This is a genomic window from Rhizobium sp. SRI_017 (genome assembly GCF_057586295.1).
Genome location: NZ_JBYCZP010000005.1, coordinates 1 through 19,818, shown reverse-complemented (window position 1 = coordinate 19,818; position 19,818 = coordinate 1). Strand labels below are relative to the sequence as shown.

Here is a 19,818-nt window from a genome sequence, read left to right as displayed (position 1 = left end):
GTGCATGCTTGCCGGAGCCTCTGGCCCCAGCCATTCAACCCGGATACCAGATGTGTCGCGGATCGTCCGCGGCGCGCTGGTAGGTCCAGGAAGATTCGATCAACCTCTCGAGGTCGTAACGCGGGCGCCAGCCGAGCTCGAACTTGGCGCGGTTATTGTCCAACCAGTTGCTGACATATTGGCTTTTGATGTCGATCGACGGCAGACCGCGGGTCCGCGCGAGATAGCGCGTGACTTCGGCGTAATCCACCGGCTCGTCCATTGCGATATTGTAGAGGCGCTGGCAGGCCCGCGGCGCATCGAGCGCCTTGAGGATCGCCGCGACCAAGTCGTCGACATGGACGAAATTGCGCTTGAGCGGCGCGCCATCCGCATCGCGAAGCAGCGGGATCGTGCCATTCGCCCGGCATGCCTCAGCCTTCTCCGGACCAACCATGGCCGACCAGTCTGGGCCGCCAAAGAGATCCAGACCAAAGGAAAGGGTCGCCTTGAAGTCATCTTTCTCCATGATCCAGGGTGCACGAAGGCAGCACCAGTCGATGCCGTATTGGACGCCGAACTGCTGCACCATCACCTCTTCCAGTACCTTGGACAGCGCGTAGCAGCCCGGATAGGCCATATGCGGCGCATCCTCGGTGATCGGGGCCGGATGCTTGTGGAAGAAATGGCCGACGCCGGCATCGCCGCCGATCAGGACGAAGCGACGCGCGTCAGAGCTTTGGCGGAATTCTTCGAGCAGCCAGAACAGGCCTTTGACGGTCACGTCCATGACCGTTTCAGGCACTTCCTTGCAGGTGGCCAGGTGAACAACGTGGGTGACGCCCTCAAGCGCGGAACGGCAGATATCCCGGTCCTCGATCGAACCGCGCACGACCTTCAGCCGATCATTCTCGGCCAGCGTCCGGTTGTGGCAAAGCGCACGGATTTCGGTGCCGGCATGATCCGGATCCCTAAGGACAGCCGAAATCAATGCCTGCCCGACCTTGCCAGTCGCGCCGGTTACCAGGATGCGCATTCTACCTCCCAACGCACCCCATGAGGTACGTCACTCATCAAAAGTACTATTTGTCCGATAAATCATTTTATATGTTTTGTCCAGCTATTGACGCTTCGGAAATTTTCGGTCCTAACTCGCCTCGGGAGAGGGAGGGAGTGAATGTCGGTTCTGAGACTTGAACAGATCTCGAAGCATTTCGGTGCGATACAAGCGCTCAATGATTTTTCAGTCACGATCGAGAAAGGTGAGGTGCTCGGCTTGATGGGCGACAACGGCGCCGGCAAGTCGACGCTCGTGAAGATCATCGCCGGAAATTTCCGGCCTTCGCACGGCCGCATCTTCATGGCGGAGAAGGAAGTGACCTTCCATCGACCGGTCGAGGCGCGCGAACATGGGATCGAGATCGTCTATCAGGATCTCGCGCTCTGCAATAATCTCACGGCCGCGGTCAACGTCTTCCTTGGCCGCGAACTGACCCGCCGCATCGGGCCCTTCAAGGTGATGGACTATCGCCGCATGAACGAGGTCGCGAGCAAGCTCTTCAAGGAACTCAAATCCGAAACGCGGCCGAAGGATCTCGTCAAGGACATGTCGGGAGGGCAGCGACAGGCCGTCGCCATCGCCCGCACCCGGCTTTCCTCCTCCGATATCGTGCTGATGGACGAGCCGACCGCGGCGATCTCGGTGCGCCAAGTCGCCGAGGTGCTGAACCTGATCCAAGAACTGAAGCGCCAGGGGGTGGCCGTCGTGTTGATCAGTCACCGCATGCCCGACGTGTTCGCGGTCGCCGATCGCATCGTCGTCCTTCGTCGCGGCAGCAAGGTCGCCGAGAAGAAGACGTCGGACACGTCGCCGGAAGAGATCACCGGTCTCATCACCGGCGCGATCGAACGGGCTTAAGGGAGGCGACGCATATGGCACTGGATATCGAAAAAGCCATCGACCGGCAGACGCACACGCCGCTCTCGCTGCTGCTCTCGAAGCCGGAATTCTGGGTGTTCATCGCGGCCTTGCTGGCCTGCATCGCGCTGAGCATCCTGACCGACACATTCGCGACGCCGCAGAACCTGTTCAACGTCACCCGCAATTTCGCTTTCGTCGCAATCATCGCGCTCGGCATGACGGTGGTGATCATCTCGGGTGGTATCGACCTCTCGGTCGGCTCCGTGCTCTGTCTGTCGGCGATGGTGCTCGCCATCTGCATGAACGCCGAATATCCCCTCTGGCTTTCAGCCATCGCGGCGCTCGCGGTATCGCTGTTTGTCGGCGCGATCAATGGCGCCCTGATCGCCTATGTCCGCATCCCGCCCTTCGTCGTGACGCTCGGCATGCTGTCGGTGGCACGAAGCGCCGCGATGGTTCTGTCCCAGAACAAGATGATCTACCAGTTCGGCCCGGACGAGAAGCTGCTGTTCTGGCTCGGCGGCGGTTCGACGGCGGGTATCGCAAATCCGGTGATCGCGCTCGTGCTCTTCGCGATCATGACGTCGCTGCTCCTGAGCTGGACCCGCTGGGGCTGCCATGTCTTCGCCATCGGCAGCAACGAGAGGGCGGCCGTCCTCACCGGCATCGCCGTGCGCCGCCTCAAGATCAGCGTATATATGTTTTCCGCTCTGTTTGCGGGCATCGCAGGCGTGCTCGAAGCCGGCTGGCTCGGCGGCGTCACCACCAATCTCGGCCAGTCGATGGAACTGAGCGTCATCGCCGCAGCCGTCATCGGCGGAGCCAACCTTATGGGCGGAGCGGGCACAGTCTTTGGCTCGGTCGTCGGCGCCGCCCTCATCGAAATTATCCGCAACAGCTTGACTCTCTTGGGGATAAGTACTTTCTGGCAGGGTGCGTTCGTAGGCAGCTTCATTGTACTGGCAGTGGCTTTTGACCGTATCCGTGCAAACCGACAGCAAGACGAATGAAGCCCGCCAACTGAAATGACGAACGACAAGCCTCTATTCCGTGCTGGTACCCAATCCAGGACGACTCTTATGGAGCCGATTCTCAGGGCAATGTCCGGAGGGCAGCGGCTTGTCGGCACGAGCGTCCATCACTCGGTCGCCCATGAGATCGGTTCGCGGATCGTCCGCGGCGATTTTCCCGAAGGCGGAAGCCTGCCCAACGAGGCCCAGTGGGGCGAGTATTTCGGCGTCAGCCGCTCCGCCGTTCGCGAGGCGATCAAGATCCTGATGGCCAAGGGCCTCTTGAGTTCCCGCCCCAAGGTTGGGACCTGGGTCGAAAGCCGTGACCGCTGGAACCTGCTCGATCGCGACGTGCTGAGCTGGTATGCGAGTGCGCCCGATGCGATGGGCTTCCTCCGGACCGTCCAGGAATTCCGCTACATCATCGAACCCGAGGCGGCGGCGCTCGCTGCCGAACGGCGCACCGAAGAGGAGATGGCGGAAATCACCCGGGCGCTCAACGGCATGGGCAATGCACCAACCCTCTCCGACCGCACGCGCTCCGACACGCAGTTCCACCTGGCGATCTTGAAGGCCACGCATAACGAGTTGCTCATCCCGCTCGGAACGCTCATCGAATCTGCGCTTAACAACCTGTTCGTCTATGTCACCCGCGAGGCCAACAGCCTTCGCTATGCGCAGGAACTGCATGCGGCGATCGAGGAACAGATCAGGCTGCAGAAGCCGGAGGCCGCGCGGCAGGCGGTGCGCAACCTGCTTGCCGATACCGACGCAATGATCCGGCGGAACTGAGGCCGCCCGAGCCTTTCAGGCGAAACGAAACCCGGGTCGGCGTCTGGCGCGACGATCCCGCGGACGCCCGGAGCGACAGCAAGATCTATCGACGACTTCGGCGCCTATCCGCCGGCCGCTCCTGCGTTCAATCTTCCATGATGGTGATTGCAAGGTCGAAATCGAGTGCATCGCCTGCCAGGTAGAAAGGCACCGAAGGCTTTGCCGGATTCTTTTTTGAAAACCATTTGACTAAATCAAAGGTCGATGCCAATCTGCCCTCAATTCCGAGGACCGTTGACATGACGTTGCGTGGTACCAATCAGGAATCGGGAAGACCGTACAACCGGCGGATCGTGCTCGAATCGATCCGCCTGAATGGTCCGACGACGCGCAGCGACATCGCCGAACGCGTCGGCCTCACCGTCCAGACCGTGTCTACGATCGTCCGCGAACTCGAAGATCAGGAACTGGTCCTTTCGGTGCGCGAGAAACCCAAGGGTCGGGGTATCCCGCCTTCCGCACTCACCATCAATCCCGAGGGTGGATATGCGCTCGGCATCCACCTCACTCCACTCGGCATCGAAACTGCACTCGTCAATCTCCGCGGCGACGTTATCGAATCCAGGCACCGCGATGCCCCGAACGCGATGCCGGACGAAGCGTTTGGATTAATCGGAGAGATGGTCGCCGAGCTCAAGGCAAGCCGTCGGCCAGGCCGTCTGCTCGGCGCGGGGATCGCACTGCCAGGTCCGTTCGACGTCGAATCCATGAGCTTTGTCGGCCCGACCACCATGAGCGGCTGGAAGAATATCGACATCCGCCAGCGGCTTGCGGACGCGACTGCTCTGCCCGCCTTCATGGAAAACGACATGGCCGCCGCCGCGCTCGGCGAACAGCTCTACGGCCTTGGCCAGCAGTTTTCGGATTACTATTACCTCTTCTTCAGCGTCGGTCTCGGCGGTGTCATGATGCATGATGGCTCGGTGATCCGCGGCGCCTGGGGCAATGCCGGCGAAATCGGCCATATCCCGGCCGTGCCCGACGGCGAGCCCTGCCCCTGCGGCAATCGCGGCTGCCTCGAACGCTATCTTTCCCTCGATGCCTTCCATCGGCGAGGCCTGCCCGAAGCGGAATGGGTCGGAGAGGTCGCGCCGATCTTCAACAACGCCATCCGCACGATCGAGAACCTCTTTGATCCGCAAACCGTCGTGATCGGCGGCCTCGCGCCGCAGACTCTGATCGACCAACTCGCAACGCTGAGCGCCGGATTGACGAATTCCATCGCTGCCCGCGCCAACCGCACCCATCCGCGTGTGGTCGTGGCGAGCGACTGCCAGCATTCGGCGCTACGGGGTGCCGCCGCACTCGCCGTTTTCGGCGTGCTGTCGCCGCGCTTCGGCCAGATGTTCGAGACTGCAGAAAGAGGGGCTGCCGAATGACGGAAAAACTGCTCGTCCTCGACGACATCAAGAAGAATTTCGGCGCCATCGAAGCGCTCAAGGGTATCAGCTTTTCGATCGGCAAGGGCGAAGTCGTGGCGCTGCTCGGCGACAATGGCGCCGGCAAGTCGACACTGGTGAAGATCATCTCCGGCGGCCTGCAACCGACCTCCGGCCGCATGCTGTTCGAAGGCAAGGAATTCGAGGCGAGGACACCCGCGGAAGCCAAGGCAGCCGGCATCGAGACGGTCTACCAGGACCTGTCGCTCTGCACCAATGTCGACGTCGTCGCCAACTTCTTCATGGGCCGAGAGATCGTCCGCAAGATTGCCGGCGTGCCCTTCCTCGACGAACGTGCGATGGAATCCGTCGTGGCAAAGGCGCTGGCCAATGCAGGCACGCGCATTCCCTCGCTGCGCACCAAGGTCGAGCATCTCTCGGGCGGCCAACGCCAGGCAATCGAGCTCAACCGTTTCGTCCACTGGGGCGGCAAACTGGTCCTGCTCGACGAACCTTTCGCGGCGCTCGGCGTCGAGCAGACCCGCCGCGGCCTCGACATGATCCGTCATGTCGCGAGCCAGGGCATCGGCGTCGTCATTATCACTCACATCATGCAGCAGGCCTTTCAGGTCGCTGACCGCATCGTCGTCATCCGCCACGGCGTGGTGGCCGGCGATGTCGAGAGATCAAAAACAAGCCCGGACGCGGTCATCGAGATGATCACCGGGCAAACCCTCGCCGGCGCCGGACCGGTGGGGAACTAGACGATAAGGGGTCCGGCAAACTGGAGAGAACGATCATGAAGCGAATATTGCTATCTCTGCTGAGCGTTCTGGTGCTCGGCCTCGCCATGCTCACGACGGTCGCCGCCCAGTCCAAGGGAACGGTCTATTATCTCGTGCCGACGCTGCTCGATGAGTTCCAGACCGGTTCGGTCAGCGCGCTCGAAATGTTCCTGAAGCAGACCGGCTATGAGATGAAGACGCTCAATGCCGACAACAAGACCGACGCGCAGCAATCGCAGATGAATGACGTGATTGCGTTGAAACCCGCGGCGATCATCCTTGCTGCCGTCGATTTCAATGCGCTGAAACCCTCGATCGAGGCAGCGCGGGCTGCCGGCATCCCGGTGGTCGAATTCGACCGCCAGATCACGTCGACCATGTCGGACTTCACCTCGGTGGCCGGCACGATCGAGATCGGCTATGTCGCCGCCGAGCAGGCCCAGGCCATGCTCAAGGCCAGGAATGGCGATGTGAAGGGCAAGATTCTTCAAGTCCTCGGCGACCCCGGCGATCCCTATACGCTCGACATCCAGAAGGGCTTCGAGGAGAAGATGAAGGCCTTCTCTGGCGTCACTATCATTTCGGTGCCCGCCATGCAGTGGGAGGCCAGCAATGCCGGCACAATCGTCTCCGACCAGATGCTCGCCAATCCTGACATCGACCTGATCTTCCTGCACGCAGCTCATCTGTCGGTCGCTGCCGTCGCCTCGCTCGAGGCCGCCGGCAAGAAGCCGGGCGATGTCATGCTGATGAGCTCGAACGGCGCACCCGTCGGCCTCGACCTGATCCGCAAGGGTTGGCTGAACACCGAAGTCGAGCAGCCGCTTTACGCCCAGGCCGCGGCGGTTGCCATGTTCATGGACAAGATCGCCGGCAAGCAGGAGATCAAGGCTGGCGAATACGACGTGCTCGGGCTGAAGAGCACCGTGACGATCGAAGCCTGGGGCCCGAACATCAAGATCCCCGGCGCCGCGATCACCAAGGACAATGTCGACAACCCGGCCTTCTGGGGCAACCTCAAGCCGCCGACAGCGGAAGTGAAGTCGGTGCCGTAAGGGCCGACTGCGTCTTGACAGGACCCCGCCCCGAAACCCCTCCCCACAAGGGGGAGGGGCCAACCCGCGGCGCCTGCGGTGCCCCCAGTCAGCGCTGCGGATCTCTGCAGTGGTGATTGTGGGATCAACGGCGCAGCCGGGTTAAGCCCTCCCCCTTGTGGGGAGGATTGGGGAGGGGCCTTCGCCCCAGACTTGACATCCAAACAACGGGACTCTCCCGCATGACGCCACGCACGCGCAAAATCCTTGAATTCGTCCTCGACAACCTCGTCTGGTTCATGCTGATCCTCGTGCTCGCCATATTCTCGGCGACAATCCCGAACTATTTCCAGCTCGGCATCTTCGCCAACATCATCGAAGCCTCGAGCGTACTCGGTGTGATGTCGATCGGGCTCGCGCTGGTGATCATCGCCGGCCATATGGATCTCTCGGTCGAATCCGTCGCTGCTTTGTCAGCCATGGCGGTCGGCATCCTGTTCTGCTCGGCCGGCATCGGGCTGGGCATTAAGCTCTCGCCCGAATGGCTGATGGTGCCGGCCTCGCTGCTGGTCGCCTGCGCCGTCGGAGGATTGATCGGCCTGTTCAACGGTGTGCTTATCGTCAAGCTCAAGATGAGCGCATTCATCATCACACTCGCCTCTTTCATCTGGGTGCGCGGCATCGTGCTCGCTGTATCCGGCGGCCGCTCCGCGCAGGATCTGGCGCCCGCCATCCGCTGGTTCGCGATCGAGCGCTTCCTCGGCATACCGCTCACGGCCTGGATCGCGATCTCGTGCTTCCTGATCTTCTCCGTCATCATGGCGAAGACGCCCTTTGGCCGGCATCTCGTCATGATCGGCGGCAATGAGACCGCGACCTTCCGCGCCGGCATCCGCGTTACCCGCAACCTGATCATCGCTTTCGTGCTGGCGGGTGCAATTGCCGGCCTCGCCGGCTGGCTGCTCGCCATCCGCACCTCAGGCGCAACGGCCAATCTCGGTGTCGGCCTGCTGTTCAACGCCTTCGCCGCTGTCGTGATCGGCGGCGTCAGCCTCAAGGGCGGTGTCGGCGCACTGCCCGGCGTCTATGCCGGCGTACTGCTGCTTTCCTCGATCAACACAGCGATCAATCTCATGGGCCTGCCCGCCAATTTCACCCAGGTCATTCACGGCTTCCTGGTGCTCGCGGCCGTCCTTCTCGACACGTTCAAGCAAAGACTGCGCCAGAGGCTCGCATAATGGGAAGACTGGAAAACAAGGTGGCGCTGGTCATTGGAGCCTCGCGCGGCATCGGCAAGGCGATTGCGGTCCGGTACGTCGAAGAGGGTGCCAAACTCGTGCTCGCCGATTTCGATGCCGAGGGCGGCAAGTCCACCGCGGATGAACTCGGCGCCCCCTTTGTGCATACTGACATCGCGCGGATGGACGACGCGGTTGCGGCGGTCGAATGCACCATCGAACGCTTCGGCCGGCTCGATATCATCGTCCAGAATGCCGGCATCTATCCCTGGCAGTTGATCGAGAATACCAGCCCCGAGGATTGGGACCGCGTCATGGGCGTCAATCTGCGCGGCTGTTTCAACGCCGCCCGCGCCGCCCTGCCGCAGATGAAGAAGCAGCAGTCAGGCCGCATCCTCTTCACCTCTTCGATCACAGGCCCGCATGTCACCAGCCCGGGTCATGGCCACTATTCCGCGACCAAGGCTGGCATCAACGGCTTCATCCGTTCGGCGGCGCTGGAATTCTCCGGCTACGGCATCAACGTCAACGGCGTTGAGCCCGGCAATATCCTGACGGAGGCGATCCAACTCCATCGCGGCGACGCCTTCATCAAGAACATGGAAAACGCAATCCCGCTCGGCCGGCTGGGTAGCCCACGCGACGTCGCCAATGCCTTCCTTTTCCTCGCCTCCGACGATGCGAGCTATATCACCGGCACGACGATCGTCGTCGATGGCGGTCAACTGCTGCCGGAGGGTGCGGATTTCAGGCTGCAGCCGCCCTGATCAGAGACCTGTCGCTCGGATTCCGCATATTCGAACCCTTGCTGTAAAACGTCATGACAAGGAACAGGAGTGCGGAGGCAAGACGTCCTTGACGGGAAGTGCATCACGCTTGATCGAGAAGGGCGGCGACGAAACCTATGTCGACCTGCTGGCGAGCGTGCTTCAGTCGGTCCGGCTGACGGGTTCGATGCAATTCTGCTTCATGCCGACGGGTAAGTGGCAGACCGATGCCAAGCCGTCGTTGGCAAAGCTTTCCACCTCGAATAGCGGCGTCATGCCATTTCATATCATGGCCGCGGGCACCTGCTGGCTGAAGATCGAGGGCCAAGAGGCTATTCTTCACGCCGGCGACATCGTCGTCTTCCCCTTCGGCACCGGCCATCAACTCGGCGCAGGCGAAGCCGGGCGGCTGATCCTCCCGACCGGCGATCTGCCGCAGAAGCCCTGGGCGCGAACGCCGGTGCTGCATTATGGCGAGGGGCCGGATCTCGTCCGCCTGCTCTGTGGCTACCTACATTGCGAGGTGCTCGATTTCGCGCCGCTGCAACGCGTGCTTCCAAAGCTCATCCATATCCGGACGACCGGCCAGGCACAGCTCACCTGGCTCTCAACCATGGTGCAGCAGATCATCCACGAGGTCGACGAACCCCGCCCCGGAAGCGCGTCGATGATCGAGCGGCTGACCGAAGTGACCCTGATCGAGGTGCTGCGCCACCAGATGTCGGACGCCGAAAGGAACCTCGTCCAGACCTTCCCGGTCATGTCGGACGTTGCACTTTCGCGCTGCCTCAACGCGATCCATCGCGAGCCGCATCGGGAATGGACCTTGCAGGAACTCGCATCCATCTCGGCGATTTCCCGCAGCGGCCTGATTGAGCGGTTCCAGACGGCGCTTGATACGTCTCCGATGAAATATCTCCGGGATTGGCGGCTTTATCTGGCCAGCACAAAACTCAGGAACACCTCCGACTCGATCGCCAACATCGCAATCGAAGCCAATTATAGCTCCGAGGCCGCCTTCAATCGCGCCTTCACGCGCGCCTTTGGCGTGTCGCCCGGCGCGTGGCGGCAGCAAGGGGCAGGCTGAGAGCGATCAAGCACCGTCGCGCGCAACCGGCTCCGGCCTGAAGAGCTTGGTGGTGATCCCGTCAGCCCCGCGCGGCGGATCCACTCCGGTGCAGGTGGCCGAAAACGACCGTACCGAGCACCGCCGCGAGCAGCAGCGGCAGCAGGCATGTCCAGGCGAAAACCGAGGCACTGGTGGCGACGAGAACTGGGCCGGCGACCCCGGTCCCCACCGTTGCACCGACGATGGCCACGACCAGCGTGCGCGACATCAGAGACCCATCCGCATCATTCTCCGTCAACAGGCCCGTGAGGAAAGGCGTGACGATATAGAAGCCGATATTGACGAAAACCTGCGTCGTCACGAACACGAAGGCTGTGAAGATGTTGAACAGGAAATAGATCGCAACCGCCATCACGAGGAACCCGAACAGCACGGACGGCAGCCGCATCGACCGTTCCCGCGTCATCGACGGCACGATAGCGCCGACGAAGCCGAGCAGAGAGGAGACTGCGAGATAGAAGCCCACCTCGCCGCCACTCAAGCCCACCCGTTCGCCGACATAGCCGCAGATCGCCCACTGCGCCGCCTGCACGGCGTAGACGAGAAAGACGACGACCATCGTCAGCAGCATCTTGCCGCGGTCGAGCCGCGACTGTTCCGACGCGGTCGGCATGGTCGCAGGGCGTCGTGACAGGAAAAGCAGGAACGGCGCCATGATCACAGTGAATGCGGCGATTGCGAGGAACACTGGCGCACTATCCGGCTGCACCCTCATCAAGGAAACAACGAAGAGAAGCAGTCCCATGGCCGTACCACCGACCAGGCTGATCGCGCCCCAGAGGCGCTCGGCATTGGCGAGCGATGCGAGATGCATGCAGACGAGGCTGAACACTGCGCCTTCACCGAGCCCGGTCGCGAGCCGCGCTCCGGCCAGCGCCCAGGGCGAATGCAGCCAAAAGCTCGCCGCCTCACCAGCCGCAACGGCGATAAGCCCTGCAATGGCCACGGTCTTCCAGGATTTCTTGGCAAGCCCAGGCAGAAAAATGCCGTAGAGCGCTATGCCCGCCAGTTCGGCGCTGGCGACAATGGTGGCGAGGCCCTCGTCATAACCCGCGAGCTTGCTCATCGACAGAACCACGACCGGCATCACCATCGTGCCATTGAGCGCGACCGCATAGGCGGCGCTGAGGGCCACAATCCACCAGATCATCCAATTCCCCTAGCAGCCGCTCCCCGGTTGGTCTGGCGGCCATCTCGTTCGTTGCCGCCTGCGACGGCAGACCGAAAGCATAGACCGCACCCGTTTTCCCACAAGGGACAACGGGGCCGCGATGGTGTCAATTCCGGCCAAACTTTCCGCTATACGCAAGACCGCGGCGTTCGTCATCCATGAGCTCGGTGCTACGAAGGCCTTGAAGACAACGGCCTCAGGGCGCTACATCGACATGCAACGAGGATGCAGAGAGGGGTCATGTGAAGCCAGTCGACGCACGCTATGTGACCGCCAATATTCCGGCCTTCCTGATCCGCAGCCTCGCCGCGGCGCTCGATGAAATGGGCCTGGATGCGAAACGACTGCTGGTCGGGCTCGGCGTCACAATGGACGATCTTGCCGATCCGACCTGCCGTGTTTCCTTCCGCCAGGGGCGGGACGTCATTCTCCGCGCCATGAGAATGGCGAAGGGCAAGGCACTTGGCCTCGAAACCGGCATCCGCGAGAAGATCACCTCTGTCGGCCTGGTCGGCTATGCAATGCTGACGGCAGGCACCGTAGGCGACGCTGTGCGGCTTGGCCTCGAGCTGCAGAAGGACACTGGCAGCATGCTGGAATTCGACATGCGAGCCTCCGAGGCAGGTGTCGCAGTGACCGCGACCAGCCGCTTCAATGATCCCGAGATCTATCTCTTCCTCGTCGAGGAGGCCTTTGCCAGCTTCATGGGCATCGGCCTCGCCCTTGCCGGCGATGCATTCAAGCCACTTCGGATCGACCTCGCCTATCCGCCGCCGCCTCACGCCGATGAGTACAACCGCGTCTTCGGTTCAGAAATCCGCTTTGGCCGGTTGGAAAACGCCTTCGTCTTCGATCCCGCCTGGTATCGGCAGCCCCTGAAAACAGCCGATCCATTCGGCCATCGGCAGCTCCTCGAGTTCCTCGCCTTCAACCGCGCCCGCTCGCGGGAGGCTGCGGAGATCATCGAATCCGTGGAACGCGTGCTGCGGCCGAAGCTCAGCGACCACTTTCCCATCGCCAGGGTTGCGCGCGAACTCGGGATGAGCGAGCGGACGTTGCGCCGCCGCCTCGCTGAAAGCGACGTCTCGTTTCATGGGCTTCTCGATGGCCTCAAGAAGAACCGAGCGCTCGAACTTCTCGCCAATCCACAAATATCGGTCGAGCAGATCGCCTTCGCCGTCGGCTTCACCGACCCGCACAATTTCCGCCGCGCCTTCCGGCGCTGGACGGGCTCTACGCCGGGTGCGCTACGCAAGGATATGTCAGCCGTTTGGCCGAAATAGACCCCATTTGGGACGGCTTTGCCGCTTATGAGCTTGCGCTTACTCGGCTAGACCTCATCATGGGCAAACGAGCTTGGGAGGGTGTCTGCGAGCCATGACACCGGGATTGCGCGATCAATGACGGCATCAGAGCCACATATCCTGGCAATCGACCTCGGCACGAGCGGTTGCAAGGTCGGGCTCGTCTCGCTCGCGGGCAAGGTGGCAGCCTGGGCGTTCCGGCCGGTCCAGTTGATGGTGGTCGACAAGATCGGCGCCGAGCAGAACCCCGAGGATTGGTGGACAGCCTTTCTCGATGCGGCCCGCGAGGTGCTCGGCCAGAATGCCGCGCCGGTTTCGAGCATAGTCGGCATCTGCTGCTCCACCCAGGGCGAAGGCACGATCGCCGTCGACCGCGACGGCAAGCCGTTGATGAACGCAGTGATCTGGCTCGATATGCGTGGTGCGCGCTATCTCAAGCGCGAAATGCGCGGCGGCCTGAAAGTTGCGGGCTATGATCCGCTGAAGCTACAGAAATGGATAAGGTTTTGTGGTGGTGCACCGGCCCTTTCCGGCAAGGACCCGGCCGGCCACATGCTGCTGATCCGTGACGCCTTCCCCGATATCTATGCCCGGACCTACAAATTCCTCAATGTTCTCGACTTCTTCAACCTGCGCCTCACCGGCCGCTTCTGCGCGACGCAGGATTCGATCCTCACCTCCTGGGTGACCGACAACCGTGACGTCGACAACATCCGTTATGACGACGCCCTGATCGCGATGAGCGGCATCGACCGGGAGAAATTCCCCGACCTTGTGCGATGCACCGACGTCATCGGTACATTGCTGCCCTCGGTCGCGGAGGCTCTCGGCCTGCCTCCCACGACGCAAGTGGTCGCCGGCGCCATCGACAACACTGCCGCCGCGATCGGCGCTGGCACCCAAGCCGACTATGACCCCCATCTCTATATGGGCTCATCGTCCTGGATCGCGGCGCATGTGCCCTTCAAGAAGACCAATGTCCTGACCCAGATCGCTGCCATACCCTGTGCAGTACCGTCGAAATACCTGATGATGGCGATGCAATCGAGCGGGGCATCCAACATCGCCTTCCTCAAGGACCGTATCGTCTTCCACAAGGATGGGCTGATCGACGCCGAGCCCTCGATCGACACCTACCGTATCCTCGACGAGATCGCCGCCCGCGTGCCAGCGGGCGCCGAGGGCGCGATCTATCTGCCCTGGCTGTTCGGCGAGCGTTCGCCCGTTGATGATCGATCGCTCCGGGCCGGCATCTTCAATCTCAGCATGGAACACAACCGGGAAACACTGGTTCGCGCGGTCTTCGAAGGCGTGGCGCTCAATACTCGATGGATGATGAAGCCGGTCGGCGGATTCCTCGGCCGCAGGATCGAGCAGCTCGCCATGATCGGCGGCGGGGCAATGTCCGGCGCGTGGTGCCAGATCTTCGCCGATGTGCTCGATGTCCGGATCCGCCAGCTCAGAGACCCGGTCAAGGCCAATGCCAGGGGCGCGGCCTTTATCGGCGCCGTCGGCCTCGGCCTCCTGCGCTTCGAGAATGTGCCTGATCTTGTTGAGGTCGAGCACTGCTACGAGCCGAACCGGGCCAACCGCCCACTCTACGACGACCTCTTCGGCACGTTCACGGAGCTCCACAAGCGGCTCGCCCCGCTCTATCGGCGCCTCAACAGCGGGAAGGGCAGCGTCGATGGTTAGCTTCCTGACCGAGCGGCAAGAGATCGCCGACATGTGCCGCCGCCTTTCCGACCAAGGCTACCTCGCCGGCACTGGCGGCAATATTGGACTGCGCCTCGATGACAGGCATTTCGCCGTCACCCCGACCGCGACCGATTATGAGGCGATGAGGGCCGAGGATGTGGTTATCCTCCAGCTCGATACGCTGGAACAGGTCGAGGGCGAGAAGAAACCCTCGGTCGAAAAAGGCCTGCATCAGCGGATGCTGAGGGCCTATCCCGAACGGCGTGCCAGCATCCACACGCATCAGCCGATCGCCAGCGCCGTCGCCCTTCTGCACGAGACGCTGCCCTGGCCTGACGGCAGCCCTCCGGAGCTTGGTCGCCATGTCGGCCTCATCCCCTACCGCCCTTCCGGCACCGGCATGCTGGTCAAGGCGCTCGGCAAGGCGCTCAAGCCGGATGTCTTCGCCTATCTCCTCGCCAGCCACGGCGTTATCTGCACCGTAGCAAGCCTTGAAGGTGCCACAGACATGGTCCGCCGGATCGAAGCCGCCGCCGCCATCCATCTTCGCAAACGCATCGAACGAAACGCCCCAGCCGACAACGCAATCCGGCAGATGATCGCCGAGACGCTGGATACGGCCATGACACAGGGAGCCTGAGACATGAACATGACCCCCCGCCCCACCGAACCCGCCTATGCCATCAGCCAGTGGCCCGACAACAAGGACCTGATGGATCGGTTGAATGCCCTGATCAAGCAGCCCCTCCGTGGAATCCGCAAAGACGCGATGCCCGGCGTGCTCGATTACTTCGAGAAGAAGTGCCCGACGTCGAAAGCCTGGGCCAAGCGCGCCGCAGAGGTGATCCCAGGAGGCGTCCAGCACAATCTCGCCTTCAACTACCCTTTCCCCCTCGGCATGACGAAGGTCGACGGCGCCTATATGTGGGACGCCGATGGTAACCGATATATCGACTTTCTTCAGGCCGGCGGGCCGACCCTTCTCGGCTCCAATTACCTGCCTGTGCGCGAGAAGGCGCATCAGGTGATCGACGAATGCGGCCCGGTGACCGGCATGCTCCACGAATATGAGTTCAAGCTCGCCGAACTCATCCGTCACCACATGCCCAATATCGAGATGTTCCGCATGCTGGGCTCCGGCACGGAGGCGGTCATGGGTGCGATCCGCCTCGCCCGGGCTCACACCGGCAAGAAATGGGTTATCAAGGTCGGCGGCGGCTATCACGGTTGGAGCGACCAGGTCGTCTACGGCCTGCGCGTGCCCGGGACCGGGCGACGCGAAGCGGCCGGAATTCCGCGCGGTTCCACCGGCAAGACCCAGGAAGTCTTCCCGAACGAACTCGGCACACTGCGCCGCAAGCTATCGCTCAACCGCTTCCGCGGCGGAACCGCCGCCGTCATCGTTGAACCCCTGGGCCCGGAGAGCGGCACGCGGCCGGTAACACCGGAATACAACGCCGAGGTCCGCAAACTCTGCGACGAGTTCGGCGCGCTCCTGATCTTCGACGAAGTCGTCACCGGCTTCCGCGTCGGCATGGGCGGCGCCCAGGGCTATTTCAACATCAAGCCGGACCTGACTGTCTTCGGCAAATGCATCACCGGCGGCTATCTGATGGCGGGCGGCATCGGCGGCCCTAAGAGTGTAATGATGACATTGGCCGGTGGCATCGGTTCCGGCACCAAGCGTGCCTTCGTCGGCGGCACGCTCTCGGCCAACCCGCTCTCCTGTGTAGCGGGATACTACGCGATCGAGGAAATGGCGCGCACCAATGCCGCCGTCATCGCCGGCCGCGCCGGAGACCGGCTCGCCATGGGACTGAAGGAGATCATGGATCGCCTCGGCCTTCCCTATGTCGTCTACAATCTGGGTTCGATCGTTCACCTGCAGACCTCAGCGCTGCTGCTGATGAGCATGCGCAACCCGATCAAACTGTTGCGTGAGGTCCATGCCCGCAGGCATCTGATGGAGGAGATGGGGGCCGCCTATCTGGCACACGGCATCCTGACCGTCGGCGGCAGCCGCATCTACACCAGCATGGCCGACACCGACGAGGTGATCGACGATGCGTTGAACCGCTTCGAATCCGTCTTCAAGCTGGTGTGACATGACCGCTGGTAAAGGCAGGGAAGAAGTTGAAGGCGCACTGGGGCAAGCTGCTCGACGTCTGGCCGACAAAGGCCTTCTGACTGCGGGCGACGTCCTCTCACAGCGCATTCCGGAACAGAACGCTTTCGTCAGCGTGATCTTACCTTCCAAGCAGCAGGCGCCGTTGGCCTTCGTCCATGCAAGTCTGTCAGGTGCGCGCACGGGACTTCATCACCGCATTTATGCGGCCCGACCCGATGTGGGCGCCATTGCTGCCGGTGCGTTCAAATGGACCCACGCTCTCGCTCGGTTGAATATCTCGCTGCCCGCGGTGTTCGACGAACAGGTTCGTCATCTCGGCGTCGCGGTGGCGCGTGTCGCGATGCGCTCGACTGACGACAAGACCATTCCCGCACTGGCGACTGGCGCCAACGCCTATTGCCTTGACGATACCTCGCTCTGCCTCGGCATGGGACTCGAGCGCTTGATGCCGAATATCGAAATTCTCGAAAAATGCGCGGAGAGTTTCGTGTTGGCGCATTGCGCATCACAACAGGTGAAGCGCATCCCCTGGCTCATCAAATTCGTCGCCAATGGACGCTTGAGGAAGGACCAGAAGGACGCCGCTGCCCGCCACCTGCGCGGTGAGCGCGCCGTCATGAAGGCTGGCTACTGATCGGCCGCGGGCTTCCCGACCCGTTTTGAACGCGGCGGGAGAATGACCTTGCCGACCATGATGCACAGGCCTTGGATGACGGATCTTGGAGGTCGATCTTCCGAGCGCCAGTTCTCACATCCAAATCGCAATGATTTGCAAACCTTACCGACAGGAATCTCAGGTCGTTTACGTCCCGTTGGACAATCCCCGGTAGGTTTCTCGTGGGAACTGCGGGGATAAGAATGACAAGACCGTTCAGAATTGAAACAGGATCGTCTGCGACAGGCGCCACGCTTGTCGGTAGGCTTGCGGTAGCGCAGGCTCGTATCGAGCAATCGTTCCTGGATGGCGGCAACGTCCTGATTGCCGTGATGGAAGCGGTCAGCAGCCTGACCGAAATCCTCGACGGCATCGTCAACCTGCTCGACCCCAAGGCGACCAATCAGGTGTTCGCAGGCATGAAGACGGTGGTCAGTGACCTCGCTGGACTGCCCGAGATCGCCGATCGCAAGCAGGTCGAGCTTACCAAGATTTCCGGCCTCTGCGACACCGTCCACATACGCGTCGAGGACATGCGGGAGATCATCCGCTACCTCCGCACGATCGCCGTTACCGTGAAGATCACCGGTGCCAGCATCCCGGAATTTTCGGGCTTCGCCGACGAAATCCGCGAGCGCATCCAGACGGTCTCGGAAGAGATCAGTCGCTTCGGCGATCAGTTGGTTGCCATGCGCAACCGCCTTAGAACAGCCAATACGAGCTCTGCCGGCGTCATCAAGGATTTTGCCTCGGCCATTCCGCAGCTGGTGGGCAACATGGACCGCAGCTCGGTGGCGCTTGCCGAGCAGCAGAAGCGCATGGCGGCCTCGGCTTCCCAGCTCAAGCAGATCACGGGCTCCATCCAAGGCAAGATCGCCATGGTCCTTTCTGCTTTGCAGATCGGCGATGCCACACGCCAGCGCATCGAGCATGTCATGTCGATGTTCGAAGCCCTCCACAATTTCAAAGCCTCCGAGGATGCCAAGTCGATCGACGGCGAAATCATCTCGGAACTCGAAAAGACGATATCCGGCCTCGCCCGCGCGCAGCTCGAAGAGAGCGTCGATGAACTGCATACGAAATGCGCCAGCATTTCCGCCAATATCGCGAGTTTCACGGTGGATGCGAGCCAGGTCCTGTCGCTGCGCGACGACCTTGCTGGCCATGGCCGACCTTCCGAGGACAATATTCTCGAGGGCATGCGGGACGACCTCACGCAGGCCGCCAACCTCTCGGTCAAGGTCAGCGAACGCACCCGGGAACTCGATCACGTGGTTGCCAGCGTCGGTGAATCGACCCAGGTGCTGATCTCGGGCATCGCGACGATCCGCAAGATCAAGCTCGATATCTTCTACATGGCGCTCAATTCCAACCTCGCCTGCACACGGCTCGGCGATGCCGGCCGTTCGGTGAATGTGGCAAGCGGCGAATTGCGCATCTTCGCCGACAAGCTGGAAGGACCGGCCGAAGGCATCGTGCTGCAGATGCAGGAAATCGAAGCTGCCAAGAATCTGCTGACATCGGACAATGCCCAAAAAGGCAACGGCATCGACGAGCCGCTCGAAATGGCCCGCTTTGCGGTCGACAAGGTGGCAGATGAGATGTCGGTTGGCCTGGAAGCACTCTCCGGCAAGGGCAATGCCGTCTTCGAATGCATCGAGACGGCCATTCGCAAGCTCGATTTCAGAAGCGATCTCGGCGATGTCCTCGACGACTGCCTGAAGATTGCGGCGATCGAGGATGCCGGCGTCGCGGCGCCAATGCCCGCGGGCTGCGACGCAATCGACATCCTGTCGGCGAAAATCTTCAAGACTTATACGATGGCGCAGGAGCGCAGCATCCATCAGCGCTTCTTCACAGCGACGGAGGTTGCTTCGGCGACGCAACCCACAAGCACCACCAATAGCGTCGATGATGACGACGACGTGCTGTCTGCTCTGTTCTAGGATCAAGGCTCGTAACGCCTGAGCCCTCGAGGCGCGGTCTACGCAGCGCGATGTCTCTGCGCACCCTTCGACTGACCCACGAGATGCAGGACCTCGTCGGCATAGGCCGAGGCATTGGCGATGGCCTTGTCGAGGTTGGAAACCTTCTCAGGATCCATGAGATGCAGAAAGGTCTTGAAGTCGAACATGTCGCGGAAGGCGGCGCGCTCGATAATTGGCGTGCTCAGCACATGGACCGAACGCTGGGCCAGCAATCCCTTGACGGCCAGCATCGAGCGCGTCGTGACCATGGAATTGACCCGCGACAGGACCACCGAATGCGGGATCACGATATTCGCGCGATAATTGAGATAGGACAGGATCTCGAGGACCTGCGCGCCACCCTGGGCATCCATCGAACTGCCCTGGATCGGAATCAGGATGTGCTTTGAAAGGCCGATAGCCGTGGCAAGCAGCGGCGATTGCGCGCCCGGCAGATCCACCAGCACATAGTCATAGTGCGGTGCATAGGACTCGACCGTGCGCTGCAAGGTGTTGGCATTGACGTAGGTGGCTACCGTCACCTGGTCCTGACGCGAATTCGCCCCCTCGAACCAGCGGCTGATCCAGCGCTGCGGATCGGTATCGACCACGCAAACGCGGTTGCCGCGGCGGATCAGTTCGGTGGCGAGCAGGAGCAGAGCCGTAGTCTTCCCCGCGCCGCCTTTGGTGTTTGCGAAAGTAATGACCGCCATGAGGCCCCCGATGGCTGTTTCAGGCTGTCCCCGGCCCGTCACATGCACAATGCTGAATTGTGGATATCGTGCCGATTTATGGTTAACAAAGAGTGAAAATCGCTAT

At 61.8% G+C, this 19,818-nt stretch carries 19 protein-coding genes; 15 read left to right on the top strand and 4 right to left on the bottom strand.

Annotated features, from left to right (window positions below; genetic code table 11):
* Positions 1-34: 34 nt before the first annotated feature.
* Entirely contained in the window at positions 35-1,015 is a 981-nt protein-coding gene (locus tag AC2YI2_RS12895; protein ID WP_487386882.1) for an NAD-dependent epimerase/dehydratase family protein, read from the bottom strand.
* A gap of 141 nt (positions 1,016-1,156) precedes the next feature.
* Here AC2YI2_RS12895 and AC2YI2_RS12890 point away from each other — a divergent pair, with 141 nt between their 5' ends.
* The 3 genes from AC2YI2_RS12890 (at position 1,157) to AC2YI2_RS12880 (ending at position 3,702) form a co-directional block, all read left to right on the top strand.
* Complete coding sequence (locus tag AC2YI2_RS12890; RefSeq protein ID WP_487386881.1) at positions 1,157-1,897, top strand: ATP-binding cassette domain-containing protein; 741 nt, start codon at positions 1,157-1,159, stop codon at positions 1,895-1,897.
* A 14-nt stretch (positions 1,898-1,911) separates the two neighbouring features.
* Entirely contained in the window at positions 1,912-2,910 is a 999-nt protein-coding gene (locus AC2YI2_RS12885; RefSeq protein WP_487386880.1) for an ABC transporter permease, read from the top strand.
* 69 nt (positions 2,911-2,979) lie between these two features.
* A complete protein-coding gene (locus AC2YI2_RS12880; RefSeq protein ID WP_487386879.1) occupies positions 2,980-3,702 on the top strand; it encodes a FadR/GntR family transcriptional regulator in 723 nt (240 codons plus the stop codon).
* 127 nt (positions 3,703-3,829) lie between these two features.
* Here the strand turns inward: AC2YI2_RS12880 and AC2YI2_RS12875 are convergent, their stop codons facing one another.
* A complete protein-coding gene (locus AC2YI2_RS12875; protein ID WP_487386878.1) occupies positions 3,830-3,955 on the bottom strand; it encodes a hypothetical protein in 126 nt (41 codons plus the stop codon).
* Positions 3,956-3,983: 28 nt separating this feature from the next.
* Here AC2YI2_RS12875 and AC2YI2_RS12870 point away from each other — a divergent pair, with 28 nt between their 5' ends.
* The 6 genes from AC2YI2_RS12870 to AC2YI2_RS12845 all read left to right on the top strand — a co-directional run bounded on the left by AC2YI2_RS12870 (position 3,984) and on the right by AC2YI2_RS12845 (position 10,034).
* Positions 3,984-5,123, top strand: coding sequence for an ROK family transcriptional regulator (locus AC2YI2_RS12870; protein WP_487386877.1), 1,140 nt, complete (start codon positions 3,984-3,986; stop codon positions 5,121-5,123).
* Complete coding sequence (locus tag AC2YI2_RS12865) at positions 5,120-5,887, top strand: ATP-binding cassette domain-containing protein (protein WP_487386876.1); 768 nt, start codon at positions 5,120-5,122, stop codon at positions 5,885-5,887. Before AC2YI2_RS12870 ends, AC2YI2_RS12865 begins: the two co-directional genes overlap by 4 nt.
* Positions 5,888-5,922: 35 nt before the next feature.
* The gene (locus AC2YI2_RS12860; protein ID WP_487386875.1) at positions 5,923-6,963 is read left to right on the top strand and encodes a sugar ABC transporter substrate-binding protein; all 1,041 of its coding nucleotides are present in this window, start codon (positions 5,923-5,925) and stop codon (positions 6,961-6,963) included.
* 221 nt (positions 6,964-7,184) lie between these two features.
* A complete protein-coding gene (locus AC2YI2_RS12855) occupies positions 7,185-8,180 on the top strand; it encodes an ABC transporter permease (RefSeq protein ID WP_487386874.1) in 996 nt (331 codons plus the stop codon).
* Positions 8,177-8,947, top strand: coding sequence for an SDR family NAD(P)-dependent oxidoreductase (locus AC2YI2_RS12850; protein WP_487387237.1), 771 nt, complete (start codon positions 8,177-8,179; stop codon positions 8,945-8,947). Before AC2YI2_RS12855 ends, AC2YI2_RS12850 begins: the two co-directional genes overlap by 4 nt.
* 88 nt (positions 8,948-9,035) lie before the next feature.
* Positions 9,036-10,034 carry an AraC family transcriptional regulator gene (locus AC2YI2_RS12845; RefSeq protein ID WP_487386873.1) on the top strand — a complete coding sequence of 333 codons (999 nt, stop codon included), beginning with the start codon at positions 9,036-9,038 and terminating at the stop codon, positions 10,032-10,034.
* 61 nt (positions 10,035-10,095) lie between these two features.
* On the opposite strand, the gene AC2YI2_RS12840 is transcribed toward AC2YI2_RS12845, so the two are convergent.
* Positions 10,096-11,226 (bottom strand): MFS transporter, encoded by a 1,131-nt coding sequence (locus tag AC2YI2_RS12840; protein ID WP_487386872.1) that lies wholly within the window; start codon positions 11,224-11,226, stop codon positions 10,096-10,098.
* Between the two features lie 263 nt (positions 11,227-11,489).
* Here AC2YI2_RS12840 and AC2YI2_RS12835 point away from each other — a divergent pair, with 263 nt between their 5' ends.
* From AC2YI2_RS12835 to AC2YI2_RS12810, 6 genes are all read left to right on the top strand, one after another.
* On the top strand, positions 11,490-12,530 hold the full coding sequence (locus AC2YI2_RS12835) for an AraC family transcriptional regulator (protein WP_487386871.1): 1,041 nt from the start codon (positions 11,490-11,492) through the stop codon (positions 12,528-12,530).
* A 117-nt stretch (positions 12,531-12,647) separates the two neighbouring features.
* The gene (locus AC2YI2_RS12830) at positions 12,648-14,246 is read left to right on the top strand and encodes a xylulokinase (protein ID WP_487386870.1); all 1,599 of its coding nucleotides are present in this window, start codon (positions 12,648-12,650) and stop codon (positions 14,244-14,246) included.
* Positions 14,239-14,889: a class II aldolase/adducin family protein gene (locus AC2YI2_RS12825; protein WP_487386869.1), complete on the top strand. Its 651-nt coding sequence runs from the start codon at positions 14,239-14,241 to the stop codon at positions 14,887-14,889. The genes AC2YI2_RS12830 and AC2YI2_RS12825 overlap by 8 nt, the downstream gene beginning before the upstream one ends.
* Positions 14,890-14,892: 3 nt before the next feature.
* On the top strand, positions 14,893-16,353 hold the full coding sequence (locus tag AC2YI2_RS12820) for an aspartate aminotransferase family protein (protein ID WP_487386868.1): 1,461 nt from the start codon (positions 14,893-14,895) through the stop codon (positions 16,351-16,353).
* A 1-nt stretch (position 16,354) separates the two neighbouring features.
* Entirely contained in the window at positions 16,355-17,011 is a 657-nt protein-coding gene (locus tag AC2YI2_RS12815) for a hypothetical protein (protein ID WP_487386867.1), read from the top strand.
* 224 nt (positions 17,012-17,235) lie between these two features.
* The gene (locus AC2YI2_RS12810) at positions 17,236-18,978 is read left to right on the top strand and encodes a chemotaxis protein (RefSeq protein ID WP_487386866.1); all 1,743 of its coding nucleotides are present in this window, start codon (positions 17,236-17,238) and stop codon (positions 18,976-18,978) included.
* Positions 18,979-19,016: 38 nt separating this feature from the next.
* Here AC2YI2_RS12810 and AC2YI2_RS12805 read toward each other — a convergent pair whose 3' ends face one another.
* Entirely contained in the window at positions 19,017-19,712 is a 696-nt protein-coding gene (locus AC2YI2_RS12805) for an AAA family ATPase (protein ID WP_487386865.1), read from the bottom strand.
* Between the last annotated feature and the right edge of the window lie 106 nt (positions 19,713-19,818).